Genomic DNA, 23,712 nt, shown 5'->3' on the forward strand with positions numbered 1-23,712 from the left:
ATGAACGCATGGACACCCCGATCGAGGTCGAGATCCGCGACGACGTCATCCGGCTCGGCCAGTTCCTCAAGCTCGCCGGCCTCGCCGAGTCGGGCACGCACGCCCGGGACCTCGTGGCCGACGGCGACGTGCGCGTCGACGGCGAGGTCGAGACGCGGCGCGGACGTCAGCTGCAGCGCGGCGCCCGCGTGACCGTCGCGACCCCCGAGGGCGACGAGACCGCGGTCGTGGCCTGACCCGTCGGGGCGCGCCGAGCCCGTCGGCGCCGTGCCTGTCAGGAGCGCATGTACGCCGACGACATCGTGCGGTCGACCGTGACCCGCAGCACGACGCGCCGCGGGTCGTGCTCGAGCGGCCGGTAGCGCTTGGCGTACCGGCGCACGGCGTCGGCGACCTCGTCGGCGTCCTCGACGACCTCGATCGTCCCCTCGAGGGTGAGCCACCGGCCGCCGTCGACCTGGCACACCGCCACCCGGGGCGGCTCGCCGTCGGGGCCGCGTCGCCGGGCGTTCGCCGCCTTGACCGACGTGCGGCGCGTCGTGATCCGCAGCACCCCCTGCTCGGCGTCCCACGTGTAGGCCACCGGCACGACGTGCGCCGTACCGTCGGCACGGTGGGTGGTCAGGGTGGCCAGGTGCCGCTCGGTGACGAACACGAGCTGCTCGGGGTTGAGGCGCATCACGAGGGCGAGCCTACGCGGCGGCGCGGACCGACCGGCCCGTCGAGAGCTTGCGTGGGGCCGGTGGTGTCAGAACCCGAAGGACCGGTACGGCGTCACGACGCCGTCGTGCAGGTCGCGCAGGACGACCGCCTCGTGCGGGACGACGGGGGCGGGCAGCCGCACCAGCGGGAACCAGCGCAGGTCGTCCGCCTTGTCGGCCTCCTGGAGCGCGGGGGTGCCGGTCCAGCGGGTGGCGGCGAAGAAGAAGTCGACGCGCTGCTCCAGGGCCGGGCCGTGCGGGATCCCGCGGTGCTGCACGGTCAGCGGCACGACGTCGGCGGGGTCGACGACGACGCCGAGCTCCTCGCGCGCCTCGCGCACCACGGCCGCGAGCGCCGACTCCCCCGCCTCCACGTGCCCGGCGGCGCCAGCGGCCCAGTGCCCGCCCATGTACACGTCGGGGGCGCGGAGCTGGAGCAGCACCTGCCCCTCGCGCCGCAGGAACAGGTAGGCGGCGGGGATCACGCGGAACTGGTCGGCGGCGCTGCCGTCGTCCCAGGACGCCCGGCCCGGCCCTCCGGTCGCCGGCGCCCCGGCCGCGGCGGCATCCTCGGCGCGGGTCACGACAGGCACGCCGGGCCGAGGAGCGCCTTGAGGTCGCCGAACAGCGCGGGGCTCTTCTCGACCCGCAGCGTGTCGGCGGCGCGGACCACGGTCCGCTTGCCGGGCTCGGCGACGTGCACGTGCACCTCCGCGGGCCCGGGGTGGGAGACGAGCACCTCGCGCAGCCGCACCATGACGGGCTCGACGCAGCGCGTGTGCGGCACGGTGACGAGCACGGGCGCGTCGGCGACGGCGGAGGTGTCGGGCAACGTCACCTCCTGCGCCTGGAGCTGCATCTGGTCGTCGCGGCGCCGCACGCGACCCTTGAGGGTGACGACCTGGTCCTCGGCCAGCACGGTCGAGTACGCGAGGTAGGTCTCGCCGAAGAACATCACCTCGACGGCGCCCTCGAGGTCCTCGATGGTCACGGCCGCCCACGGGTTGCCGTTCTTGCTCATGCGGCGCTGCACCGAGGTGAGCAGACCGGCGACGGTCACCATGGAGCCGTCGGCGCGGGTCTCGTCGGCGTTGAGAGCGGCGATCGAGGTGTCCGCGGCGCGCGCGAGCACGTGCTCCAGGCCGGACAGCGGATGGTCGGACACGTAGAGGCCGAGCATCTCCCGCTCGAACGCGAGCCGCTGCTTCTTGTCCCAGTCCGGCAGGTCCGGCACCTCGACGGAGAACGTCACGGCGTCGTCCGCGGCGCCGCCGAAGTCCGCGAAGAGGTCGAACTGCCCCTCGGCCTCCTTGCGCTTGACCGAGATGACGGCGTCCACGGCCTGCTCGTGCACCACGAGCAGGGCGCGGCGCGGGTGCCCGAGCGAGTCGAAGGCGCCCGCCTTGATGAGCGACTCGATGGTCCGCTTGTTGCAGACGACGGCCGGGACCTTGTCGAGGAAGTCGGTGAACGACGTGAAGGCGCCCTTCTCCTCCCGGGCCGCGATGATCGCGTCGACGACGTTCGCGCCGACGTTGCGGATCGCCGTCAGGCCGAAGCGGATGTCCCGGCCGACGGCCGTGAACTTCGCCGCGGAGTCGTTGACGTCCGGCGGCAGCACCGTGATCTTCATCCGACGGCACTCGCCCAGGTAGAGCGCCATCTTGTCCTTGTCGTCCCGCACCGACTGCAGCAGACCTGCCATGTACTCGGTGGGGAACAGCGCCTTGAGGTACGCCGTCCAGTACGCGACCAGGCCGTAGCCGGCGGAGTGCGCCTTGTTGAAGGCGTACCCGGCGAACGGGACGAGCACGTCCCACACGGCCTTGATCGCGGCGTCGGAGTAGCCGCGCTCCTTGCAGCCCGCCTCGAAGTTCACGAACTCCTTGGCCAGCACCTCGGGCTTCTTCTTGCCCATCGCGCGGCGCAGCAGGTCGGCCTGGCCGAGCGTGTACCCGGCGAGGATCTGCGCGGCGCGCTGCACCTGCTCCTGGTAGACGATGAGGCCGTACGTCTCGTCGAGGACCTCCGCGAGCGGCTCGGCCAGCTCGCGGTGGATGGGCTCGATCTTCTGCAGCCCGTTCTTGCGCAGGGCGTAGTTGACGTGCGAGTTCATGCCCATCGGGCCCGGGCGGTACAGCGCGATGACGGCGGAGAGGTCGTCGAACTTGTCCGGGCGCATCTGGCGCAGCAGGGAGCGCATGGGGCCGCCGTCGAGCTGGAACACGCCCAGGGTCTCGCCGCGGGCCAGCAGGCCGTACGTCGCCGGGTCGTCGAGCGGCACGGTCTCGATCTCGACCGGGTCCTTGCCGTTCATGACGATGTTCTCGAGCGCGTCGTCGAGGATCGTCAGGTTCCGCAGGCCCAGGAAGTCCATCTTGATCAGGCCGAGGCCCTCGGACGTGGGGTAGTCGAACTGCGTGATGACGGCGCCGTCCTGCGGGCGGCGCATGATGGGGATGACGTCGATGAGCGGCGCGCTCGACATGATGACGCCCGCCGCGTGCACGCCCCACTGGCGCTTGAGGCCCTCGATGCCGCGCGCCGTCTCCACGACCCGCTGCGCCTCCGGGTCGGTGTCGTGCACCTGGCGGAACTCCGCCGCCTCCGCGTAGCGCGGGTGCTTCGGGTCGAAGATCCCCGACAGCGGGATGTCCTTGCCCATCACCGCCGGCGGCATCGCCTTGGTGAGCTTCTCCCCCATCGCGAACGGGAAGCCGAGGACCCGCGAGGCGTCCTTGAGGGCCTGCTTCGCCTTGATGGAGCCGTAGGTGACGATCATCGCGACGCGGTCGTCGCCGTACTTCTCGGTGACGTAGCGGATGACCTCGGCGCGCCGACGCTCGTCGAAGTCGACGTCGACGTCGGGCATCGACACGCGCTCCGGGTTGAGGAACCGCTCGAAGATGAGCCCGTGCTCCAGCGGGTCGAGCTCGGTGATGCCCATGACGTAGGAGACCATCGACCCGGCGGCGGACCCACGGCCCGGCCCCACGCGGATGCCCTGCTCCTTGGCCCAGTTGATGAAGTCGGCGACCACGAGGAAGTACCCCGGGAAGCCCATCTGGATGATGACCTCGGTCTCGTAGCTCGCCTGCTTGCGCACGTCGTCCGGCACGCCGGCCGGGTACCGCACGTGCAGGCCCTTCTCGACCTCCTTGACGAACCAGGAGATCTCGTCCTCACCGGCGGGGACGGGGAAGTTCGGCATGTAGTTCGCGCCGGTGTCGAAGGACACCTCGGACTTCTCGGCGACGAGGAGCGTGTTGTCGCAGGCCTCCGGCAGCTCGCCGAAGATGCGGCGCATCTCCGCGCCCGAGCGCACGTAGAACGAGTTCCCGCTGAACGCGAACCGGCTGCCGCCCTGGTCGTACGTCGGCTCGTCGAGGGTGGATCCGGAGTTCACCGCCAGCAGCACCTCGTGCGCGTGGGAGTCCTCCTGCTTGGTGTAGTGCAGGTCGTTCGTCGCGAGCAGCGGCGCACCGATGTGCTCGGCGAGCCGCAGCAGGTCCTTGGTGACCCGGCGCTCGATCTCGATGTCGTGGTCCATCAGCTCGACGTAGAAGTCGTCCTTGCCGAAGATGTCCTGCAGCTCGGTGGCCGCCCGGACCGCCTCGTCCCACTGCCCCAGGCGCAGGCGCGTCTGCACCTCGCCCGACGGGCAGCCCGTCGTGGCCATGAGGCCCGGGGAGTAGGTCTCCAGCAGCTCGCGGTCCATGCGCGGCCACTTGCCCATCTGCCCGTCCAGCGACGCGAGCGACGCCGCGCGGAACAGGTTGTGCATGCCCGTGTTGTCCTTGGCCCACATCGTCATGTGGGTGTAGGCGCCACCGGCGGAGACGTCGTCGCGGCGCTGGTGCTGCTCGCCCCACAGCACCTTGGTGCGGTCGTGGCGGCTCGTGCCGGGCGTGACGTAGGCCTCGACGCCGATGATCGGCTTCACGCCGAACTTCTGGGCGGTGGACCAGAAGTCGAACGCCCCGAACAGGTAGCCGTGGTCGGTGATGGCGATCGCCCGCTGACCCAGCCGGTCCACCTCGGTGAACAGCTCGTTCATGCGCGCCGCACCGTCGAGCATCGAGTACTCGGTGTGCACGTGGAGGTGGACGAAGTCGTCCTGCGGTCCGGTGGGTGCTGCGGCGTCCGGCATGCCAGCGAGTCTAGGTCCCGCCACCGACGCCTCGGCCACGCCTCACCGTGGTGAGGTTCACGCCGACGGGGACACCCCTGCCCGCCCGGACGCGGGCCTCGGGCGCACCGCACCACGGCCCGCCCGGAGGTCAGCGGTAGGCGTCCCGGACGACGGCCAGCGCGTGGGAGAGGTCGTCGGGGTACTCCGACGTCACCACGACGTCGCGGCCGGTGACCGGGTGCGCGAACCCCAGGCGGACGGCGTGCAGCCACTGCCGCGACAGGTCCACCCGGGAGGCGAGCACCGGGTCGGCGCCGTACGTGAGGTCCCCCACGAGAGGGTGGCGCAGCGCCGAGAAGTGCACCCGGATCTGGTGGGTGCGGCCCGTCTCCAGGTGCACCTCCACCAGGGAGGCGGCGGGCAGCATCTCCAGGACCTCGTAGTGCGTCACCGACGGCTTGCCGTCCGCCACGACCGCGAACCGGTAGTCGTGGCCCGGGTGGCGGCCGATCGGCGCGTCGATCGTGCCCGTCGTGGGCTCCGGGTGGCCCTGCGCGAGCGCGTGGTAGACCTTGTCGACCGTGCGCTCCTTGAACGCCCGCTTGAGGTTCGAGTACGCGACCTCGCTCTTGGCGACGACCATGAGACCGGAGGTCCCGACGTCGAGCCGGTGGACGATCCCCTGCCGCTCGGCGGCGCCCGACGTCGAGATGCGGTAGCCGGCGGCGACCAGGGCCCCGACGACGGTGGGGCCGGTCCAGCCCGGCGACGGGTGCGCCGCCACGCCGACCGGCTTGTCGACCACGACCACGTCGTCGTCCTCGTAGGCGATGCCCATGCCCTCGACCGGCTCGGCCACGACCTCGACGCCGGCGGCCGGGGCGTCGGGCACGTCGACCTCGAGCCAGGCGTCGGCCACCAGCCGCTCCGACTTGCCGACCTCCCGACCGTCGACGCGCACCGCACCTGCCGCCGCGAGCTCCGCGGCCTGCGTGCGCGAGAAGCCGAGCATCCGGGCGAGGGCCACGTCGACCCGCTCGCCCGCCAGCCCGTCGGGGACGGGCAGGGTGCGCAGGGCCATCAGGACTCGTCCTCGGCCTGCCGGGTGCCGTCCAGGCCGATCCCGCGGAACGACAGGACGATGATCATCCCCGCCGCCACGACGATCGCGACGTCCGCGACGTTGCCGACGAAGAAGTTCGCGTAGGCGATCATGTCGACCACCTCGCCGCGGGCGAAGCCGGGCTCGCGGAAGAACCGGTCCACCAGGTTGCCGAGGGCACCGCCGAGCAGCAGCCCCAGCGCGACGGCCCAGCCCCGCGAACCGATCCGGCGCATGGCCCGCACGATGACGACCACCACGGCCACGACGACGATCGTCAGGGCCCACGTGTAGCCGCCCGAACCGATGGACAGGGCCGCGCCGTCGTTGAACACGAGGGTCAGGCCCAGCAGGTCGCCGAGCAGGTCGATCCGCTCGCCGACGGTGAGCGCCGACAGCGCCCACCACTTCGTCAGCTGGTCGACCACCAGCACCGTGGCGGCCAGGGCGAACGCCCAGGTCGTCAGGCGGCGACGCCGACGGGCGACGTCCGCCTCGTCGACGGCCGGGGCCGCAGCGGGGGACGTCGCCTCGTGGACGGGCTCGTCAGGGATCTCGGGAACCGGGTCGGCCCCGGCGGGCGTCGTGGACATCGGGCCCGAGTCTACGGCGCTAGCGTCGCTCCTCGCGCGCCTTCGCCTCGACCGACAGGGTGGCGCGGGGGAACGCCTGCAGGCGTGCCTTGCCGATGGGCGCGCCGGTGATCTCGCAGGTGGCGTAGGTGCCCTTGCGGATCCGCTCCAGCGCGTGGGACGTCTGCGCGAGCAGGTCGCGCAGGTTGTTGACCAGCGTGAGCTCCTGCTCCCGCTCCAGCGCGCTCGAACCGTAGTCGGCCTGGTCGTCCCCGGCGCCGTCGCCCGAGTTGCGGAGCAGGTCGCTCAGCTCCGCGTCCGCGGCCGCGAGCTCCTCGGTGTAGCGAGCCTTGTCGTCCAGCAGGAGCACCACGAGCTCGGTGACCTCCGCCAGCGTCCACGGCTCCTCGCCGTCGCGCACCGGGAAGTCCTTGACGTCCCGCGCGAGGTTCGGGAACTCCTCGCGGATCGTCGACCGCTGGGTGGTGGAGATCTTGGCCATTCGCAGCCCTTCGTTCGTGGGGTCACCGCAGCGTAAGGGCACGGCACGGCCCGCACAACAGCACGCGCCGCCAGGGCGCGGGTCGTGCGGGCCGGGTCGTGCGGTGGAGCGCTCCGGGTGTGCTCAGAGGTCCTGCGAACGCCCCGCGGCGGCGTTCTGACGCTGCGGCGGCAGCGCCGAGCCACGTGCGTCGAGGTCGCCCAGGAGGTTCTGCAGGAAGCTCTTCAGGCGGGTGCGGTAGTCGCGCTCGAAGAGACGCAGCTCGTCGATCTTGCGCTCCAGCAGCGAGCGCTCCTGCTCGAGCTGGGACAGGGTGCGGTGGCTCGTCTCCTCCGCCTCGCGAACGATCCGCGTGCCCTCGGCCTTCGCCTCGGAGATGAGCCGGTCGCCCTCCTCCTGACCGGAGCGGACGTAGTCGTCGTGCAGCTTCTGCGCGAGCTGGAGCATGCCCGTGGCGGACTCCGGCTCGGGGTGCGCCTTGTCGGCGGCGACGGGCGCGACCACGGGGGCCGGCGCGGGCGCCTCCACCTTCTCCGACTGCTGCGCGGCGTCGCTGCGGCTGAGCTCGGCCACCCGGCGCTCCGCCGCGGCGAGCTTGGAGCGCAGGTCGTCGTTCTCCTCCTGCACCGACGTCAGGGTGCGCACGACCTCGTCGAGGAAGTCGTCGACCTCCTCGACGTCGTAGCCCTCGCGGAACTTCGTCGCCGAGAACTTCTTGTTGAGGATGTCCTCTGCCGTGAGCAGTGCCATCGTGTCACCTCGTTGCCGTTGCGCGGTCCAGTGCACGGACCCGGAGCGTCCGTGGAAGCCCACCGTAGCGGACGCCCGCCAAGGCGGCCCTCCGGGCGCGGCCCCGCACACGGGGTCTTCACACGGGTCCACCGGGACGTCACGACGCCCCTCGGGGACGGTCCGGACCGGTCGGCCGTCGCCGCGCGGCGGCGTCGACGCAGGTCAGTGGCTCAGAAGCGGAACGCCAGGCTGTTCGCGACCTGCAGCAGGATCGACGTCGCGAGGAAGAGCACGAGGAACGCCAGGTCGAGGCGGATGCTGCCCAGGGTCAGGGGCGGGATCACCTTGCGCAGCGCCCGCAGCGGCGGGTCGGTCACGGTGTACACGGCCTCGGCGAGCAGGAGCACGACGCCGCGGGGGCGCCAGTCGCGCGCGAAGACCTGCACCCAGTCGAAGACCAGGCGGATCACGAGGCACACCAGGAAGAGCAGCAGGACCAGGGCGACGAGGCTGAAGATGACGCTCACGAGGGCAACCTACCGGACGCACGACGCGCGACCCGGGGGGCGTGCCCGGGCCGCGCGTCGTGAGGTTCGTCGGGAGCTCTCCCGAGCGGGTCAACTCTGGTTGTAGAACGCGCCGGTGCGCACCTCGGGGCGCGCCTTGGGGACGTTCTCCTCCCCGGTGATCTCGACGTGCTCGGGCGAGAGGAGGAACACCTTGTTGGTGACCCGCTCGATGGCGCCGTGCAGGCCGAAGATGAGCCCGGCGGAGAAGTCGACGAGCCGCTTGGCGTCCGCGTCGTCCATGTCCGACAGGTTCATGATCACCGGCGTGCCGCCGCGGAACGCCTCGCCGATCAGGCGGGCGTCGTTGTACGACCGGGGGTGGATCGTGGTGATGCGGCGCAGGTCGCCGCCGACGTACGCCTCCGCGGCGCCGTCGCGGTGCAGCGGCGTCACCTCGGCCTGGTAGTCGTCGTCACGCACCGGCTCCAGCTCCTCGTCGTACTCCTCGAGGTACTCCCCGTCGGGGCGCTGGTCGTCGGCCAGCCCCAGGTACAGCATCGTCTTGCGAAGCGCTCCGCCCATCGCCCTGCTCCGTTCGTCGGTACGTCAGTGACTTGACGGTAGCGACGTCGAAGCGGTAGGCGCGGCACGACACGCCGAGGTCAGACGAGGACGACGACACCGGCCTGCCTCCCGGTGACGGTGCCGGCGGCGGTCGCGCGTCGGTGCGAGAAGAGGTCGGCGTCGGTCAGGGTGCACCGTTCGACCCGGACCGCCCGGACGTCCCGGGCCGTCAGCGCGGCCAGGACCGCCGCAGGGAGGTCCAGGCCGGGCGTGCCGGCGGCGGTGGTCGCCCACGCGGCCGGGGCCACGGCGGTGACCTCGTCCCGCATCGCCTCGGGCACCTCGTAGCAGTCCCCGCAGACGGCCGGGCCGACGGCGGCACGCAGGTCGCCGGTGCGAGCCCCGCGGGCGAGCATGCGGTCCACGACGCGGTCGACGACGCCCGCGACGACGCCCTTGCGCCCCGCGTGCGCGACGCCCGCCACCCGTGCCACCGGGTCGGCGAGCACCACCGGCACGCAGTCCGCGACGAGCACGCCGAGCCCGGGGCCGCCGTCCGCGGTGACGAGGCCGTCGGCCTCGCCCGCCGAGTCGGGCGGGTCCTGCTCCCAGCGTTCCCGGTCGCGCGGGTCGAGCTCGATCACGCCGTCGCCGTGCACCTGCGTGGCGAACGCCACCGGCGCGCCGACCCACCCGGCCAGCAGGTCCCGGTTGCGACGCACCCGGGCGGGCTCGTCACCGGTGGAGGCCGACAGGTCCAGCGACGCCCACGGCGCGGGCGAGACGCCGCCGTGCCGGGTGGTGAACCCGGCCAGCACGCCGTCGCCGAGGTCCACCCTCAGCAGCCCGGCACCCAGGTCCTCCGGCAACAACGCCTCCTGCGCCCACGCCGCCGACGTCACTTGAGGAAGTCGGGGACGTCGAGGTCCTCGGCCGGGCGCGAACGCTCGGCGACGCGCGGCACCTCGACCGGACGCTCGACGGTCACGCCCTCACCGACGCCGTCCTCGACGACCGTGAACGCGGGCCGCTGCGCGGCACCGACGGGCTCGAGGCTGGCCGGGACGTCGTCAGGGCCGGCGGGGATCGGGCGCGGGCGGGCGTGCGCGGGCTCGGCGGCGGGTACCGGCGCGGTCGCCGGGGACGCACCGGTCGGGGTCGCGACGGACGGCACGGCGCCTGCCGGGGCGGCCGGGACCGCCGGGCGGGTGCCGGCGCCGGTGACCTGGCCGAGGGCGCGCGAGTCCTCGCGCTGCTTCGGCACGCCGCCGTCGAACCCGGCGGCGATCACGGTGACCCGCACCTCGTCGCCGAGGGCGTCGTCGATGACCGTGCCGAAGATGATGTTCGCCTCGGGGTGCGCGGCCTCCTGGACGAGGCGGGCGGCCTCGTGGACCTCGAAGAGGCCGAGGTCGGACCCGCCCTGGATGGAGAGCAGCACGCCGTGAGCGCCGTCGATGGAGGCCTCCAGCAGCGGCGAGGAGATCGCGAGCTCGGCGGCCTGGACGGCGCGGTCCTCGCCCCGGGCGGACCCGATGCCCATGAGGGCGGACCCGGCGCCCTGCATGACCGACTTGACGTCGGCGAAGTCGAGGTTGATCAGGCCCGGGGTCGTGATCAGGTCGGTGATGCCCTGGACGCCGGAGTGCAGCACCTGGTCGGCCGAGTGGAACGCCGCGATGGCGGAGACGCTCTTGTCGGACATCGACAGCAGGCGGTCGTTGGGGATGACGATGAGGGTGTCGACCTCCTCGCGGAGCTGCTCGATCCCCTGCTCGGCCTGCACCGAGCGACGACGCCCCTCGAAGGTGAACGGTCGCGTCACGACGCCGACGGTGAGCGCACCGAGCGCGCGGGCGATGCGCGCCACGACCGGCGCGCCGCCGGTGCCCGTGCCGCCGCCCTCGCCCGCGGTGACGAAGACCATGTCGGCGCCGCGCAGGACGTCCTCGATCTCCTCGGCGTGGTCCTCGGCGGCCTTGCGACCGACCTCGGGGTCGGCGCCGGCCCCCAGGCCGCGGGTGAGCTCGCGGCCCACGTCGAGCTTGACGTCGGCGTCCGACATCAGCAGGGCCTGCGCGTCGGTGTTGATGGCGATGAACTCGACACCCTTGAGGCCGACCTCGATCATGCGGTTGACGGCGTTCACGCCGCCACCGCCGATGCCGACCACCTTGATCACTGCCAGGTAGTTCTGCGGAGTTGCCACGTCGGTTGCCTCTCGGGTCGTCCGGGTCCTGACCACGTCTGCGCGGGCTCCGGTCCGGGCCCGTGCCAAACCCTCAGGTTATAGTTGAGGGTTAGAGTTATGTCAGGTTGCTGCTGAGACGACGGTAGGTCGCGCACCCGTGCACCGGCCGCACGTGCCACGGCGTGTCGCGTGCGGACGCCGCGAGCGGGCCGCGCTGCGGGCCGCACCACCTCGCGACGGCGTCACCGCGTCACCGGCAGGTCCGGGGACGACACGTCGATCACGTCGGCGCCGTCGGCGAGCTTCCGCAAGGACCGGACCACCTCCACCTTGAGCTCCAGCCGCTCCTGGCCGCCCCAGCGCACGGTGGTCCCGTCCCGCAGCACCGTCTCGACGTCGTCCTGCGTGGTCGCCCCCACCTGCTCGACCTGCTCCGCGAGCTTCGGCGGCAGCACCGCCACGACCGCCAGCGCCGCGGACAGCACGTCCGGGTCGCCGTCCAGCGGGACCGACACCACGGGCAGCCGACGCGGCGCCGACGACCGGCTGCCGACCAGCACGCCCTCGGCGTCCAGGACGACGTACCGGTCGCCGTCGGGCACCGCCGCCACGGGCACCCGGGCCGTGAGCGTCACCGTCAGACCGCTCGGCCAGGCCCTGCGCACCTCGACGTCCTTGACACCGCGCAGGCCGAGGATCTCGGTGTGCATCGCCGCCGTGTCCACGCGCGGCAGCGGGGTCCCCGACGCGGCGAGCGCCACGTCCCGCACGGCGTCGGCGTCGACCGTGCTCCCCTCCCCCGTGACCGACACCTCGGCCGGGTCGAGCGCGAGCAGGTCGGACCAGCCCGCGGCCCACACCGCGCCGCCGAGCAGACCCACGACGAGCACCGCCGCCAGGACCGTGCGCCACGACCGGTACCGGCGCATGGCCGAGCGCTCGGCGAGCCGGTCCGTCATCGCCGTGGACACCCGGGCCCCGCCCGGGGCGGGAGGCGCCTGCGTGCGCGACACCGCGGGGCGCGCCGCGGGCGCGCGTCGCCCCCCGCCCGGTGCGGCCGGGGACGACGCCGACCGGGCCGAGGACGCCGACCGTGCGGACGCCGCGGACGACCCCGACGCCGCGGAACGCGCCGAGGCCGCCGACCGTCCCGACCCGGTGCCCGAGGACCCCGGCGACGGTCGCGGCGGGGTGCGCGGACGAGGAGGAGGACGCATCACCCCATGGTGGCGCCGGGCGGCCTCGCCGCCGGGTCCGCCACGCCGAACCGGGTCGCGAGGTCGGCGAGCACGACCGGCCCGAGCTCGGTGACGTCGCCCGCACCCACGGTGATCAGGACGTCGCCGGGCTGCGCGAGCGCGGCGACCAGGTGCGCCGCCTCGAGGCGGTCCTCGACCGGGCGCAGCAGCCCACCGGTGCCGGTGCGTTCCCGGCGGTCGGTGATGGTGCGCGCGTCCACGGTGGGGTCGACGTCCTCGCGGGCCCGGTAGACACCCGTGACGACGACCTCGTCGGCGAGGGCCAGCGCGTCGGCGAACCGGTCGGCGAACGCCCTCGTGCGCGAGTACAGGTGCGGCTGGAAGAGCACCAGCAGGCGGCCCTCCCCCGCGGCCGGGCGGGCGGCGCGCAGGAGCGCGTCGACCTCGGTGGGGTGGTGGTCGTAGCTGTCGAAGACGCGGACCCCGCCGACCTCGCCCTTGGGCTCGAACCGGCGGCCGGTGCCGACGAACTCGTGCGCCCCTGCCACGGCCTCCCGCGGCCCCACGCCGAGCAGCACGGCGGTCACGACCGCGGCCGTGGCGTTGAGGGCGTTGTGCCGGCCGGGCAGCTCGAGCGCCAGGACGTGCTCGTCGTCCCCGAGCGGACCGCCGGCGACGACGGCGCGCACGGTGCCCGGGCCGACCTCCACGTCGCGCACGACGACGTCCGCGCCCGGCGCCGTCCCGTAGGTGACGACGGACCCGCCCGCGGCGCGGTGCCGCTGCGCGAGCCGCGCGGACCCGGGGTCGTCGGCGCAGGCCACGAGGTGACCGCCGGGCACGATGCGGCCCGCGAAGTCGGCGAAGGCCTGCTCGAACGCCTCCTGGGTGCCGTAGTGGTCGAGGTGGTCGGCCTCGACGTTGGTCACCACGGCCACCGTCGGGGCGTAGTTGAGGAACGAGCCGTCGGACTCGTCGGCCTCGGCGACGAGGACGTCGGCGGTCCCGGCGTGCCCGCCGGGCAGCGCGACGACCTGCTCGCCGTCGCGCACGCGGACGGTGCCGCCGATGGCGTAGGAGGCGTCCAGCCCGGCCGCCCCGAGGACGGTGGCCACCATGGCCGAGGTGGTGGTCTTGCCGTGGGCGCCGGCGACCGCGACGGCCCGGGTGCCCGCCATGAGCCGGGCCAGCGCCTCGGAACGGTGCAGGACCGTGATCCCGGCCGCCCGCGCGGCGGCGAGCTCCGGGTTCGTCGCGCGCACGGCGGACGACACCACGAGCGTGTCGACCAGCGCGGCGCCGTCGGGTCCGACGACGTGGGCGGCGTCGTGCCCGACCCACACCGTCAGGCCGTCGGCCCGCAGCGCGGCGAGCGCGGGACCGTCGGCGGCGTCGGAGCCCTGCACGGGCACGCCGCGTGCGGCGAGCAGCCGGGCGACGACGGACACGCCCGCCCCGCCGACCCCGACGAGGTGCACGCGCCCGAGCGCGGCGAGCTCGGGGCTCACGCGGTCCACCCGGCCGCGCCGCCCACCATGTCGGCCATGCGGGCGGCGGCGTCGCGGACCCCGGCACCGCGCGCGGCGGTCGCCATGGCGGTGAGGCGGGCGGTGTCGCGCAGCAGCACGGGGACCTGGGTGGCGACCCAGCGCGGGGTCAGGTCGACGTCGTCGACGAGGAGCCCGCCGCCCGCCTCGACCAGACCCGTCGCGTTGAGGCGCTGCTCGCCGTTGCCCACCGGCAGCGGCACGTAGACGGCGGGCAGGCCGAGCGCCGCCAGCTCGCACACGGTCCCGGCACCGGAGCGCGCGACGACGAGGTCGCACGCGGCCAGGGCCTCGTGCATCTCGGACAGGTACTCGCGCACGTGGTACCGGGTGGTGTCGATCGACTCGTCGAGCGCGCCGATCGCCGCGCGCACCTCGTCGGCCTTGCCGCGCCCGGTCAGGTGCAGCACCTGGACCCCGGCGGCGAGGAGCTCGCCCGCGGCGCCGACGACGGCCCGGTTGACGCTCAACGCCCCGGACGACCCGCCGGTGACCAGCAGGGTCGGCAGGGCGGGGTCGAGCCCGAGACGGGCTGCGGCCTGGGCCCGGGCCCCGGCGGGGTCGGCCTCACGCCGCCCGACGAGGTCGGCGATCTCGGCACGCAGGGGCAGGCCCACGCAGGTCGCGCCGGCCAGGGTGGTGCCGGGGAACGTGGTGCCCACGGCGGCGGCCCAGCGCGAGCCCAGCCGGTTCGCCAGGCCCGGGCGGGCGTTGGCCTCGTGGATCACGACGGGCACGCCGCGGCGGCGGGCCGCCAGGTACGCGGGCGTGGAGACGTAGCCCCCGAACCCCACGACCGCCTGCGCGCCGATCTCGTCGATCGCCGCCTCCGCGGCCCGCACCGCCTCGGTGAGGCGTCCCGGCAGGCGCAGCAGGTCGGTGGACGGGCGGCGCGGCAGGGGCACGCGCGGGATCTGCCGGAGCTCGTAGCCGCGGGCGGGCACCAGGTCGGCCTCCAGGCCGGCGGCGGTCCCCAGGACGAGGAGCCGCGTGGCGGGCTCACGCCGGCGCAGCTCGTCGGCGACGGCGAGCAGGGGGTTCACATGGCCGGCGGTACCCCCGCCGGCGAGCACGACGGACCGCACATCGGAAGGATTCACGCCCCCAGACCCTACCCGGCCCGGCGGGACCGTCCCACCACCGTGAGGGACCGTCGCAGCACGCCCCGACGCGCGGCGAACGCCTGCGCGGCACCGGGCTCGTCGCGGGCGAACCGCATCACCATGCCGAGCGCGACCATGACCGTGACCAGCGCCGACCCGCCCGCGGACACCAGCGGCAGCGGCACCCCGATCACGGGCAGCAGACCGACGACGACACCGATGTTGACGAACGCCTGGCCGACGATCCAGCACGCGACCGCGGCCGTCGTGATCTTGACGAACGGGTCCGGGTGGCGCCGCACGACGCGCGCCATCGCGACCCCGAGCACGACGAACAGGGCGAGCACGACGAGGGTGCCGAGCAGCCCCAGCTCCTCGCCGATGATGGCGTAGATGAAGTCGTTGTGCGCCTCGGGCAGGTAGCGCCACTTCTCCCGGGACGCGCCGAGCCCGACGCCGAACACCCCACCGGTGCCGAGGCCGTACAGGCCGTGCAGCGACTGGTAGCACTCCCCCTGCTGGTCGGTGCACCCACCGTACGTCGCCATGATGCGCCCGACGCGGTTCGTGTTGCCGCGGACGAAGAAGAACACGACGACGAACGCCGCCGCGGCGGCTCCCAGCGCGAACAGCTTCGTCGGGGCCCCGGCGACCCACAGCGCGCCGGCCACGAGCCCCGCCATGACGAGCACCGTGCCGAGGTCGTTGCCCGCGAGGACGAGCCCGACGAGGACCAGGGCGCCCGGCACCGCCGGCACGAAGGTGTGGCCCCAGGAGCCCAGCAGGTGCTGCTTGCGCCCCAGTACGAACCCGAGCCACACCGCCAGGGCGAGCTTGCCGACCTCGGCGGGCTGGAACGTGACGCCGCCGCCGAGGTCGACCCAGCCGACGTTGCCGCCCGCGCTGCGGGCCAGGGCGGACACCAGGGTGAGCGACTGCAGGGCGACCGCCACGATCAGAGCGGGCCAGGCCAGCCGCTTGTACCAGCGCACCGGCAGGCGCATCGCGAGCAGCATCAGGGGCAGGCCGATGAGCGCGAACTTCGCCTGCTGCAGGCCCTCTGCCCAGGGCGCCTCCTGCGCCGCGATCGACGTGACCGTCGAGCTGGAGAACACCATGACGACACCGATGACGAGCAGCAGCGTCGTCGCACCGAGCAGCAGGTAGTAGCTGGTCGCCGCGGAGTTCCACTGGCCGAGCCACGGACGCTCCGCCGTCCGCCGCGCGGGGGCCGTGGCGACCATCCGGGTTCCTCCTAGGGCAGGTCCTGCACGGCCCGGGCGAACGCCCGGCCGCGGTCCGCGTACGACGTGAACTGGTCCATCGACGCGCCCGCCGGAGCCAGGAGCACCGTGTCGCCCGGTCGGGCGAGGTCACGGGCCGCGGCCACCGCCCGGCGCATCACCGTGCCAGTGTCGCCGGGGTCGACCACGACGACGGGGACCTCGGGCGCGTGTCGGTCAAGAGCGTCCGTGAACGGCGCGGGATCGGTGCCGATGACGACGGCGGCGCGCAGCCGGTCGGCGCGGGACGCGACGAGGTCGTCGAAGCGGGCACCCTTGGCGAGCCCGCCCGCCACCCACACCACGGTGCCCGGCGCGCAGGACGCGAGCGACGCCGCCGCGGCGTGGGCGTTGGTGGCCTTGGAGTCGTCGATCCAGGTGACGTCGTCGAGGGTCCGCACGGTGGCGACCCGGTGGGCGTCGGGCCGGAACGCGCGCAGGCCGTCCCGCACCGCGCGGGCGTCGACCCCGTGGGCCCGCGCGAGCGCGGCGGCGGCGAGCGCGTTGGCCACGACGTGCGGCGGGGCGCCGTGCGGGCCGAGGTGCGCGAGGTCGGCCAAGGTGCCGAGCTCCGCGGCGGTGCGCAGGCGCTCGCGCGATCCCTGCGGCGCGTGGAACGCGCGGTCCACGAGGACGTCCTCGACGACGCCCACCTGGCCGGGGCCCGGCGCCCCGAGGGTGAAGCCGACGGCGAGCGCCCCCTCGGCGACGTCCGCGGCCCGCACGAGGTCCTCGGTGCGCGGGTCGGCGACGTTGTACACGCACGCCACCTCGGCCCCCGTGTAGAGACGACCCTTGGCGGCGGCGTAGGCGTCGAGGCCGCCGTGCCAGTCCAGATGGTCGGGGGCGACGTTGAGCACGGCGCCCGCCTGGACGGCCATGGTGTGCGTGAAGTGCAGCTGGAAGCTCGACAGCTCGACCGCGAGCACGTCGAGCGTCGGGTCCTGCGCGGCCTCGAGCACGGGGGTGCCGACGTTGCCGACGGCCGCCGTGCGCAGTCCGGCGGCCTCGAGGATCGAGGCGAGCATCCGCACCGTGGTGGTCTTGCCGTTGGTGCCGGTCACCGCGAGCCACGGCGCCCCGGCGCGCAGCCGCCAGGCGAGCTCGACCTCGCTCCACACGGGGACGCCGGCATCCGCGGCGGCCACGAGCAGCGGCGCCGACGGGGGCCAGCCCGGCGAGGCGACGACGAGGTCGGCCGCGGCCAGGACCTTGCGAAGCACGTCGGGGTCGACGGCGTCCGGGCCCGAGACGTCGGCGGCGTCGGCGTGCGCGTCGACCGTGACGACGGACGCCGCGCGCCCGGTCACGGCGGCCACGACCGCCCGCCCGGTGACGCCCAGCCCGGCGACCACGACCCGGGTCCCGGCGAGGAACCCGGCACGCGACCCGCCGTCGTCGCGGACCGACGTCAACTGACGACCCACTCGGCGTAGAACGCCCCCATGCCGAGGGCGGCGAAGAACCCGGCGACGAGCCAGAACCGGATGACGATGGTGACCTCGCCCCAGCCGGAGAGCTCGAAGTGGTGGTGCAGCGGCGCCATCTTGAACACGCGCTTGCCGGTGAGCTTGAACGAGCCGATCTGGATGACGTCGCTGAGCACGATGATGACGAAGAGGCCGCCGATGACGGCGGCGAGGATCTCGGTGCGCGACAGGATCGACAGGGCGGCGAGCGCGCCGCCGAGCGCGAGCGAGCCGGTGTCGCCCATGAAGATCTTCGCGGGGCTGGCGTTCCACCAGAGGAACCCGACGCAGGCGCCCATGACGGCGGCCGCGACGATCGCGACGTCCTGCGGGTCGCGGACCTCGTAGCAGCCTGGCCCGGCCGCGGCGAGGCGCTGGCAGGACTGGTTGAGCTGCCACACGCCGACGAGCACGTACGCGCCGAACACGACCAGCGAGGAGCCGGTCGCCAGGCCGTCGAGGCCGTCGGTGAGGTTCACGGCGTTCGACCAGGCCGTGATGAGGAAGTTGGCCCAGAGCACGAAGAGGATGAGGCCGATCGTCGCGCCGGCGAACGCCAGGTCGAGGTTGGTGTCGCGCAGCACCGAGATCTTCGTCGACGCCGGGGTGCGGGAGTTCTCGTTGGGGAACTGCAGGGCGAGCACGGCGAAGGAGATGCCGACGAAGCCCTGGCCGACGATCTTGGCGCGGGCCGTGAGGCCGAGCGAGCGCTGCTTGCGGATCTTCGTGAAGTCGTCGAGGAACCCGACGACGCCGAGGCCGGTCATGAGGTACAGCGCCAGCAGCACGGTCGCGCTCGGCGCGCGGCCCGCGAAGATCATGGAGGCCGCCACGCCCAGCAGGGTCGCGGCGATGATGACGACGCCGCCCATGGTGGGCGTGCCGCGCTTGGTGAAGTGCGCCGTCGGCCCGTCCTGGCGGACGAACTGCCCGTAGTTGCGGTGCACGAGGAACCGGATGAACAGGGGCGTGCCCAGCAGGGCCACGAGCAGCGACACCCCGGCCGCCGCGAGGATCGCGATCATGCGCCGGCCTCCACCAGCTCGTCGGCCAGGCGCCACAGGCCCGAGCCGTGGGACGCCTTGACGAGGACGACGTCGCCCTCGCGCAGCTCGTCGGCCAGGACCGCCCGCGCGGTGTCGAGGTCGGGCACGAAGAGCGACTCCTCCCCCCAGGACCCCTCCTGCTGGGCTCCCTCGTGGACGTGGTACGCGCCCTCGCCGACGACGACGAGGAGCTTGACGTTGAGCCGCACCGCGAGCCGGCCGACGGCGTCGTGCTCGACCCGGGACGTCTCCCCCAGCTCCAGCATCTCACCGAGCACGGCGACGGACCGGCGGGTGCGGCCGGCCATCACGGCGAGCGTGCGCAGCGCGGCCCGCACCGAGTCCGGGTTCGCGTTGTAGGCGTCGTCGACGACCGTCACCCCGTCGGGCCGCTCGGTGACGGCCATGCGGTGCGGGCTCAGCGGCGTGGCGTCGGCGAGCCGGGCGGCCACGTCGTCGAGCGCCACACCCAGACGCAGGGCGGCCGTGGCGGCCGCGAGCGCGTTCGTCACGTGGTGCGCGCCGACCAGCCGCAGGCGCACCGGCGCCGCGTCGTCGCCGTGCGTCAGGATGAACGCGGCACGGCCGCCGTCGACCGTGACGTCGACGGCGCGCACGGCGGCGGCGGAGATCGTGCCGAACGTGACGACCTCGGTGCCGTCGGCCGCGCGGGCCGCCATGGCCGCGACGCGGGAGTCGTCCACGTTGAGCACGACCGTGCCGCCGGGCAGCACCCCCTCGGCCATCTCGCCCTTGGTGCGGGCGATGGTCTCCACGTCGCCGAAGTGCCCGAGGTGGGCGGTGCCCACGGCGAGCACGACGCCGACGTCCGGCGGGGCGAGCCGCGTCAGCTCGGCGATGTTGCCGGGCCGGTCGGCGCCCATCTCGAGGACCAGCAGCCGGGTCGCGGCGGTCGCGCGCAGCACCGTCAGCGGCAGCCCGATCTCGTTGTTGAACGAGCCGGTCGGGACGATGATCGCGTCCTCGCCCACCTCGGGGGTGAGGAGCTGGCCGAGCAGGTCCTTCGTGGTCGTCTTGCCCATGGACCCGGTCACGGCGACGACGCGCACGTCGCCGGCGGCGCGGACGCGGGCCAGCACCTCACGGGCCAGCTCCCCGAGCGCGACCTGGACGTCGGCGACCACGACGGTCGGCACGCCGTCCAGCGGGCGGGCGGCCAGCACGAGCGCGGCACCGGCCGCCACCGCGCCCGCCGCGAAGTCGTGGCCGTCGACGTGCTCCCCGGGCAGCGCGACGAACAGCGCGCCGGGTGCGACCTGCCGGGAGTCGACGACCACCGGTCCGGTGACGACGGCGCCGTCGGCGCCGTGCAGCGTCCCGTCGGTGGCTGCGGCGACCTCGGCCGCGGTCAGCTCGATCATGCGGAGGTGTTCCTCTCTGCGCGGGCGCGCACCGCGGCGCGCGCCTCCACGCGGTCGTCCAGCTCGAGGTCGACCCCGCCGACCTCCTGGATGGTCTCGTGGCCGCGCCCGGCGACCAGCACCGTGTCGCCCGGCGCCGCGTCGAGGACGGCCCGGCGGATCGCGTCCGCGCGGGGGGCCACCTCGACCAGCTCCGGTGCGCGACCGGCGGCCCGGGCGGCCCCGACGGCGTCGCGCGCGCCGGCGAGCACGGCGGCGCGCACGGCGGCCGCGTCCTCGTCGTGCGGGTCGTCGTCCGTCACGACGACGACGTCGGCCCCCGCGACGGCGGCGGCACCCATCGCGCCGCGCTTGCCCGGGTCACGGTCGCCCGTCGCGCCGAACACGACGACGAGCCGGCCCGCCGTCGTCGGGCGCAGCGCGGCGAGCGCCAGCTCCAGGGCGTCGGTGTTGTGGGCGAAGTCGACGACGACGCGCGGGTCGCGGGCGTCGCCGGGGGCGACGACCTCCATGCGGCCCGGCACGCGGGCGCTCAGCCCGTCCGCGGCCGCCAGGGCGGCGGTGACCTCGGCCAGCGGCACGCCGGAGGCGAGGACCATGACGGCCGCGAGCGCGGCGTTGGCGACGTTGAAGCCGCCGGGCAGCGAGGTGGCGGTGCGCAGCGTGCGACCGTCCGTGTGGCGCAGCGTGAAGGCCGAGCCGGTCCCGGCGGGCGCCACGTCGTGCACGGTCCAGTCGGCGGCCGGGGCGCCCGGCGCGGCAGGCAGCGTCCGGACCGTCTCGACGGGCACGGTCGCGGTGGCGGCGAGACGCTCGCCCCAGGCGTCGTCGACGACGACGACGCCGCGACGGGACCGCTCCGGGGTGAACAGCTCGGCCTTGGCCGCGAAGTAGGCGTCCAGGTCGCCGTGGAAGTCCAGGTGGTCCTGGCTGAGGTTGGTGAAGCCCGCGACGTCGTAGACGACGCCGTCGACGCGGCGCATCGCGATCGCGTGGGACGACACCTCCATCGTCAGCGCGTCCACGCCGTGCTCGCGCATCGCCGCCAGGAGGGCCTGCAGGTCCGCGGCCTCCGGCGTGGTCAGCCGGCTGGGCAGCACCTGGTCGCCGGCGCGGGTCTCCACCGTCCCGACGAGCCCGCCCCGGCGACCCAGCGCGCGCAGGAGGTGGTCGACCTGGTACGAGGTCGTCGTCTTGCCGTTCGTGCCGGTGATGCCGAACGTCACGAGCTGCTCGGCGGGCGCGCCGTGCACCCACGCCGCCACGGGTCCCAGGACCCGGCGGGGGTCGTCGACGACCAGCACGGGGACGTCCAGGTCCGCGAGCCGCCCGGCACCCTCGGCGTCGGTGAGCACGGCGGCCGCGCCCCGCCCGACGGCGTCCGCCGCGAAGTCCGCGCCGTGCGACCGGGCACCCGGCAGCGCCACGAAGAGGTCCCCGGCGGCCACGACCCGGTTGTCGCTCGCCACGGCGCTGACCTGCGCCTGCGCCGGCAGCGGACGGGTGGGGGCCAGCCCGAAGGCGGCGGCGAGGTCGGCCAGCGGACGCGGGACGGGCGCCGCGGGACGGATGCGTGCGGTCGGGGATGTCACGGGGTAGAACCTACCTGCTGCGCCCGCGTCACCAGGTCGTCGGGAAGGGCTTGAACGGCTCGTCCGACGGCGGCACGCCGGCCTTGCGCAGCGTGTAGCCCATGAGCTCGCTGAAGACGGGAGCGGCGACCACGCCGCCGTAGATGGACGACCGCGGGCTCTTGAGGAAGACGGACACCGTGTAGCGCGGGTCGTCGGCCGGGGCCACCCCGATGTACGACGCGACGTACGTGGTCCCGCCGCCCTCGAACATCTGCGCGGTGCCCGTCTTGCCCGCCACCCGGTAGCCGGGCACCTGCGCGGCCGAACCCGTGCCCTCGGCGCTCGTGGCCGACTCCATCATCCGCATCAGCCGGGCGGCGGTCTCCTCGGAGACCACCCTGGTGCCCTCGTCGGACTCCACCGGGGTCGTCTCCCCCGTGGTGCTGCGGGTGGCGGCGACCATCGACGCCGGCATCTGCACCCCGCCGTTGGCCACCGTGGAGAACACCTGCGTGGCCTGCATCGCGCTCACCGCGACGCCCTGGCCGAACAGGATCGTGTAGGGCGTCCGGTTCTCGACCTCGTCGATGTCCTCGGGGGGAGCAGGCCGGCGCTCTCGCCGGGCAGGCCGAGGGCGGTCCGCTGGCCGAACCCGAACTTGCGCAGGTAGTCGTAGCGCACCGCGAACGGGATCTCCTGGCCCATCATCACGGTGCCAGTGTTGGAGGACTGCGCGAAGATCCCCGCCAGCGTCCAGTTCTCGACGGGGTGCGGGTGCGAGTCGCGGAACGTCTCCCCGTCCACCGTGTAGGTGTCGGGCACCTCGAACTGGTCGGTGGGCTCCCAGTAGCCGCCCTCGAGCGCCGCCGCCATCGCCACGACCTTGCCGGTGGACCCCGGCTCGAAGACCACGTTGACGGCGCGGGAGCCCTGCGCCACCTGGTCGGTGGAACGGTCGTTGGGGTCGACGTCGCCGGAGTCCGCCATCGTCACGACGTCGCCCGTCCTGAGGTCCTGCACCACGGCGATGGCGTACGACGCACCCGTCTCGCTCACCGCCTGGTCGAGCAGCTCCTCGGCCTTCCACTGGACGTCCGAGTCGACGGTGAGCATCACGTCCTGGCCCGGCACCGCGGGCGTCGACTCGATCTCCGAGACCGGGATCTGTGCGCCGTCGCGGCCGCGCTCGTAGGTGTGCGAGCCGTCCGTGCCCGCCAGCACGTCGTCCCACGCCGCCTCGATGCCGCCGAGCCCGTCCTGGTCGCTGTTGACGTAGCCGAGCAGGGGCCCGGCGACCGTCCCCGCCGGGTAGGTCCGTTCCGAGGTGAGGTCCGTGCGCACGTACGCCTGGAGCTCGAGGGCGGACACGGCGCGCTGCACCTCCGGCACGACGTCGCGGGCGAGGATCACGTACCGGTCCTCCCCGTTGAGGCGGGCGGCCAGGGTGGCCTTCTCCTTGTCGAGCACGGGGGCCAGGAGCTGCGCGATGCCGAGCGCACCGTCCTGGACGGGCTCGCCGTCGGCGTCGTGCCGCCCGTTGGCGCGGAACCCCTGGATGGCCTGCTGGTCGGCGATCACCGTGTACCGGTCCACCGAGGTCGCGAGCACCGTGCCGTCGGAGTCGAGGATGTCCCCGCGGTGCGCGAGGGTGACCTGGGTGGCCAGGCGCGCCTGCTGCGCGGTGGACGCCAGCGCCGGACCCTGGATCACCTGCACCCACACCAGCCGGCCGACGAACACGGTCACGACGATCGCTGCGAGCACGATCAGCCAGCGCTGCCGGCGGGCCGGGTCGCCGGGCTTGCGGGGCGTTCGGGCGCGGGGGGTGCGCGCCGGGGGCGCGACCCGCTTCCGGCTCGACCGGGCCGGCTTGCGCGACGTCGTGCGCGCGGGCGTGCTGCCCTGGCCTGCGGCCTTCCGCGGGGTGCCCTGGCCGCGGGAGCTCGTCGTCCGGCCCGTGCCCGACCCGGACCTGCCGGACGACCGCGCGTTCGGCGACGTCGCGGACGGGCGACCGGCCCCGGCCGCCCGGGAGGTGCCGGGACCACCGGCGCTGCGGCTCGTCGACGACGGACGGCGCGGGGACTGGTTGCTCACCCCCCGA

22 protein-coding genes are annotated in these 23,712 nt (G+C 74.2%); 1 reads left to right on the forward strand and 21 read right to left on the reverse strand.

Going from position 1 to position 23,712, the window contains the following annotated elements:
* Positions 1 to 8 precede the first annotated feature (8 nt).
* A complete protein-coding gene (locus tag I598_RS04765; RefSeq protein WP_068201738.1) occupies positions 9 to 236 on the forward strand; it encodes an RNA-binding S4 domain-containing protein in 228 nt (75 codons plus the stop codon).
* 38 nt (positions 237 to 274) lie between these two features.
* Here I598_RS04765 and I598_RS04770 read toward each other — a convergent pair whose 3' ends face one another.
* The 21 genes from I598_RS04770 to I598_RS18240 form a co-directional block, all read right to left on the reverse strand.
* Positions 275 to 679, reverse strand: coding sequence for a pyridoxamine 5'-phosphate oxidase family protein (locus I598_RS04770; protein ID WP_068201740.1), 405 nt, complete (start codon positions 677 to 679; stop codon positions 275 to 277).
* 69 nt (positions 680 to 748) lie between these two features.
* A complete protein-coding gene (locus I598_RS04775; protein ID WP_335583275.1) occupies positions 749 to 1,294 on the reverse strand; it encodes an NUDIX domain-containing protein in 546 nt (181 codons plus the stop codon).
* On the reverse strand, positions 1,282 to 4,851 hold the full coding sequence (dnaE, locus tag I598_RS04780; protein ID WP_068201742.1) for a DNA polymerase III subunit alpha: 3,570 nt from the start codon (positions 4,849 to 4,851) through the stop codon (positions 1,282 to 1,284). The genes I598_RS04775 and dnaE overlap by 13 nt, the downstream gene beginning before the upstream one ends.
* Before the next feature lie 130 nt (positions 4,852 to 4,981).
* Complete coding sequence (locus tag I598_RS04785; RefSeq protein WP_068201743.1) at positions 4,982 to 5,914, reverse strand: RluA family pseudouridine synthase; 933 nt, start codon at positions 5,912 to 5,914, stop codon at positions 4,982 to 4,984.
* Complete coding sequence (lspA, locus tag I598_RS04790) at positions 5,914 to 6,528, reverse strand: signal peptidase II (protein ID WP_068201745.1); 615 nt, start codon at positions 6,526 to 6,528, stop codon at positions 5,914 to 5,916. The genes I598_RS04785 and lspA overlap by 1 nt, the downstream gene beginning before the upstream one ends.
* 19 nt (positions 6,529 to 6,547) lie before the next feature.
* A complete protein-coding gene (locus tag I598_RS04795; RefSeq protein WP_068201747.1) occupies positions 6,548 to 7,009 on the reverse strand; it encodes a TraR/DksA family transcriptional regulator in 462 nt (153 codons plus the stop codon).
* A gap of 123 nt (positions 7,010 to 7,132) precedes the next feature.
* Complete coding sequence (locus I598_RS04800; RefSeq protein ID WP_068201749.1) at positions 7,133 to 7,759, reverse strand: DivIVA domain-containing protein; 627 nt, start codon at positions 7,757 to 7,759, stop codon at positions 7,133 to 7,135.
* Positions 7,760 to 7,971: 212 nt separating this feature from the next.
* The gene (locus I598_RS04805) at positions 7,972 to 8,268 is read right to left on the reverse strand and encodes a YggT family protein (protein ID WP_068201751.1); all 297 of its coding nucleotides are present in this window, start codon (positions 8,266 to 8,268) and stop codon (positions 7,972 to 7,974) included.
* A 90-nt stretch (positions 8,269 to 8,358) separates the two neighbouring features.
* Complete coding sequence (locus tag I598_RS04810) at positions 8,359 to 8,832, reverse strand: cell division protein SepF (protein ID WP_068201753.1); 474 nt, start codon at positions 8,830 to 8,832, stop codon at positions 8,359 to 8,361.
* A gap of 80 nt (positions 8,833 to 8,912) precedes the next feature.
* On the reverse strand, positions 8,913 to 9,683 hold the full coding sequence (gene pgeF, locus I598_RS04815; protein WP_068204943.1) for a peptidoglycan editing factor PgeF: 771 nt from the start codon (positions 9,681 to 9,683) through the stop codon (positions 8,913 to 8,915).
* A gap of 29 nt (positions 9,684 to 9,712) precedes the next feature.
* Complete coding sequence (gene ftsZ / locus I598_RS04820; RefSeq protein WP_068201755.1) at positions 9,713 to 11,023, reverse strand: cell division protein FtsZ; 1,311 nt, start codon at positions 11,021 to 11,023, stop codon at positions 9,713 to 9,715.
* A 224-nt stretch (positions 11,024 to 11,247) separates the two neighbouring features.
* Positions 11,248 to 11,976 (reverse strand): cell division protein FtsQ/DivIB, encoded by a 729-nt coding sequence (locus I598_RS04825; RefSeq protein WP_232314265.1) that lies wholly within the window; start codon positions 11,974 to 11,976, stop codon positions 11,248 to 11,250.
* A 245-nt stretch (positions 11,977 to 12,221) separates the two neighbouring features.
* Positions 12,222 to 13,712, reverse strand: coding sequence for a UDP-N-acetylmuramate--L-alanine ligase (gene murC / locus I598_RS04830; protein WP_157557159.1), 1,491 nt, complete (start codon positions 13,710 to 13,712; stop codon positions 12,222 to 12,224).
* A complete protein-coding gene (murG, locus tag I598_RS04835) occupies positions 13,709 to 14,851 on the reverse strand; it encodes an undecaprenyldiphospho-muramoylpentapeptide beta-N-acetylglucosaminyltransferase (protein ID WP_068201759.1) in 1,143 nt (380 codons plus the stop codon). Before murG ends, murC begins: the two co-directional genes overlap by 4 nt.
* A gap of 11 nt (positions 14,852 to 14,862) precedes the next feature.
* Entirely contained in the window at positions 14,863 to 16,098 is a 1,236-nt protein-coding gene (ftsW, locus tag I598_RS04840; protein ID WP_068201763.1) for a putative lipid II flippase FtsW, read from the reverse strand.
* A gap of 11 nt (positions 16,099 to 16,109) precedes the next feature.
* The gene (murD, locus tag I598_RS04845) at positions 16,110 to 17,552 is read right to left on the reverse strand and encodes a UDP-N-acetylmuramoyl-L-alanine--D-glutamate ligase (protein ID WP_068201765.1); all 1,443 of its coding nucleotides are present in this window, start codon (positions 17,550 to 17,552) and stop codon (positions 16,110 to 16,112) included.
* Positions 17,549 to 18,631, reverse strand: coding sequence for a phospho-N-acetylmuramoyl-pentapeptide-transferase (gene mraY / locus I598_RS04850; RefSeq protein WP_068201767.1), 1,083 nt, complete (start codon positions 18,629 to 18,631; stop codon positions 17,549 to 17,551). Before mraY ends, murD begins: the two co-directional genes overlap by 4 nt.
* Positions 18,628 to 20,034: a UDP-N-acetylmuramoyl-tripeptide--D-alanyl-D-alanine ligase gene (locus I598_RS04855; protein ID WP_068201769.1), complete on the reverse strand. Its 1,407-nt coding sequence runs from the start codon at positions 20,032 to 20,034 to the stop codon at positions 18,628 to 18,630. The genes mraY and I598_RS04855 overlap by 4 nt, the downstream gene beginning before the upstream one ends.
* Positions 20,031 to 21,626, reverse strand: coding sequence for a UDP-N-acetylmuramoyl-L-alanyl-D-glutamate--2,6-diaminopimelate ligase (locus I598_RS04860; RefSeq protein ID WP_068201770.1), 1,596 nt, complete (start codon positions 21,624 to 21,626; stop codon positions 20,031 to 20,033). Before I598_RS04860 ends, I598_RS04855 begins: the two co-directional genes overlap by 4 nt.
* A gap of 28 nt (positions 21,627 to 21,654) precedes the next feature.
* Positions 21,655 to 22,131: a penicillin-binding transpeptidase domain-containing protein gene (locus I598_RS18235; RefSeq protein WP_250636815.1), complete on the reverse strand. Its 477-nt coding sequence runs from the start codon at positions 22,129 to 22,131 to the stop codon at positions 21,655 to 21,657.
* Positions 22,132 to 22,136: 5 nt separating this feature from the next.
* The gene (locus I598_RS18240; protein ID WP_250636814.1) at positions 22,137 to 23,705 is read right to left on the reverse strand and encodes a peptidoglycan D,D-transpeptidase FtsI family protein; all 1,569 of its coding nucleotides are present in this window, start codon (positions 23,703 to 23,705) and stop codon (positions 22,137 to 22,139) included.
* Positions 23,706 to 23,712 lie beyond the last annotated feature (7 nt).

The sequence above is a fragment of the Isoptericola dokdonensis DS-3 genome, from assembly GCF_001636295.1.
Taxonomy (GTDB): Bacteria; Actinomycetota; Actinomycetes; order Actinomycetales; family Cellulomonadaceae; genus Isoptericola; species Isoptericola dokdonensis.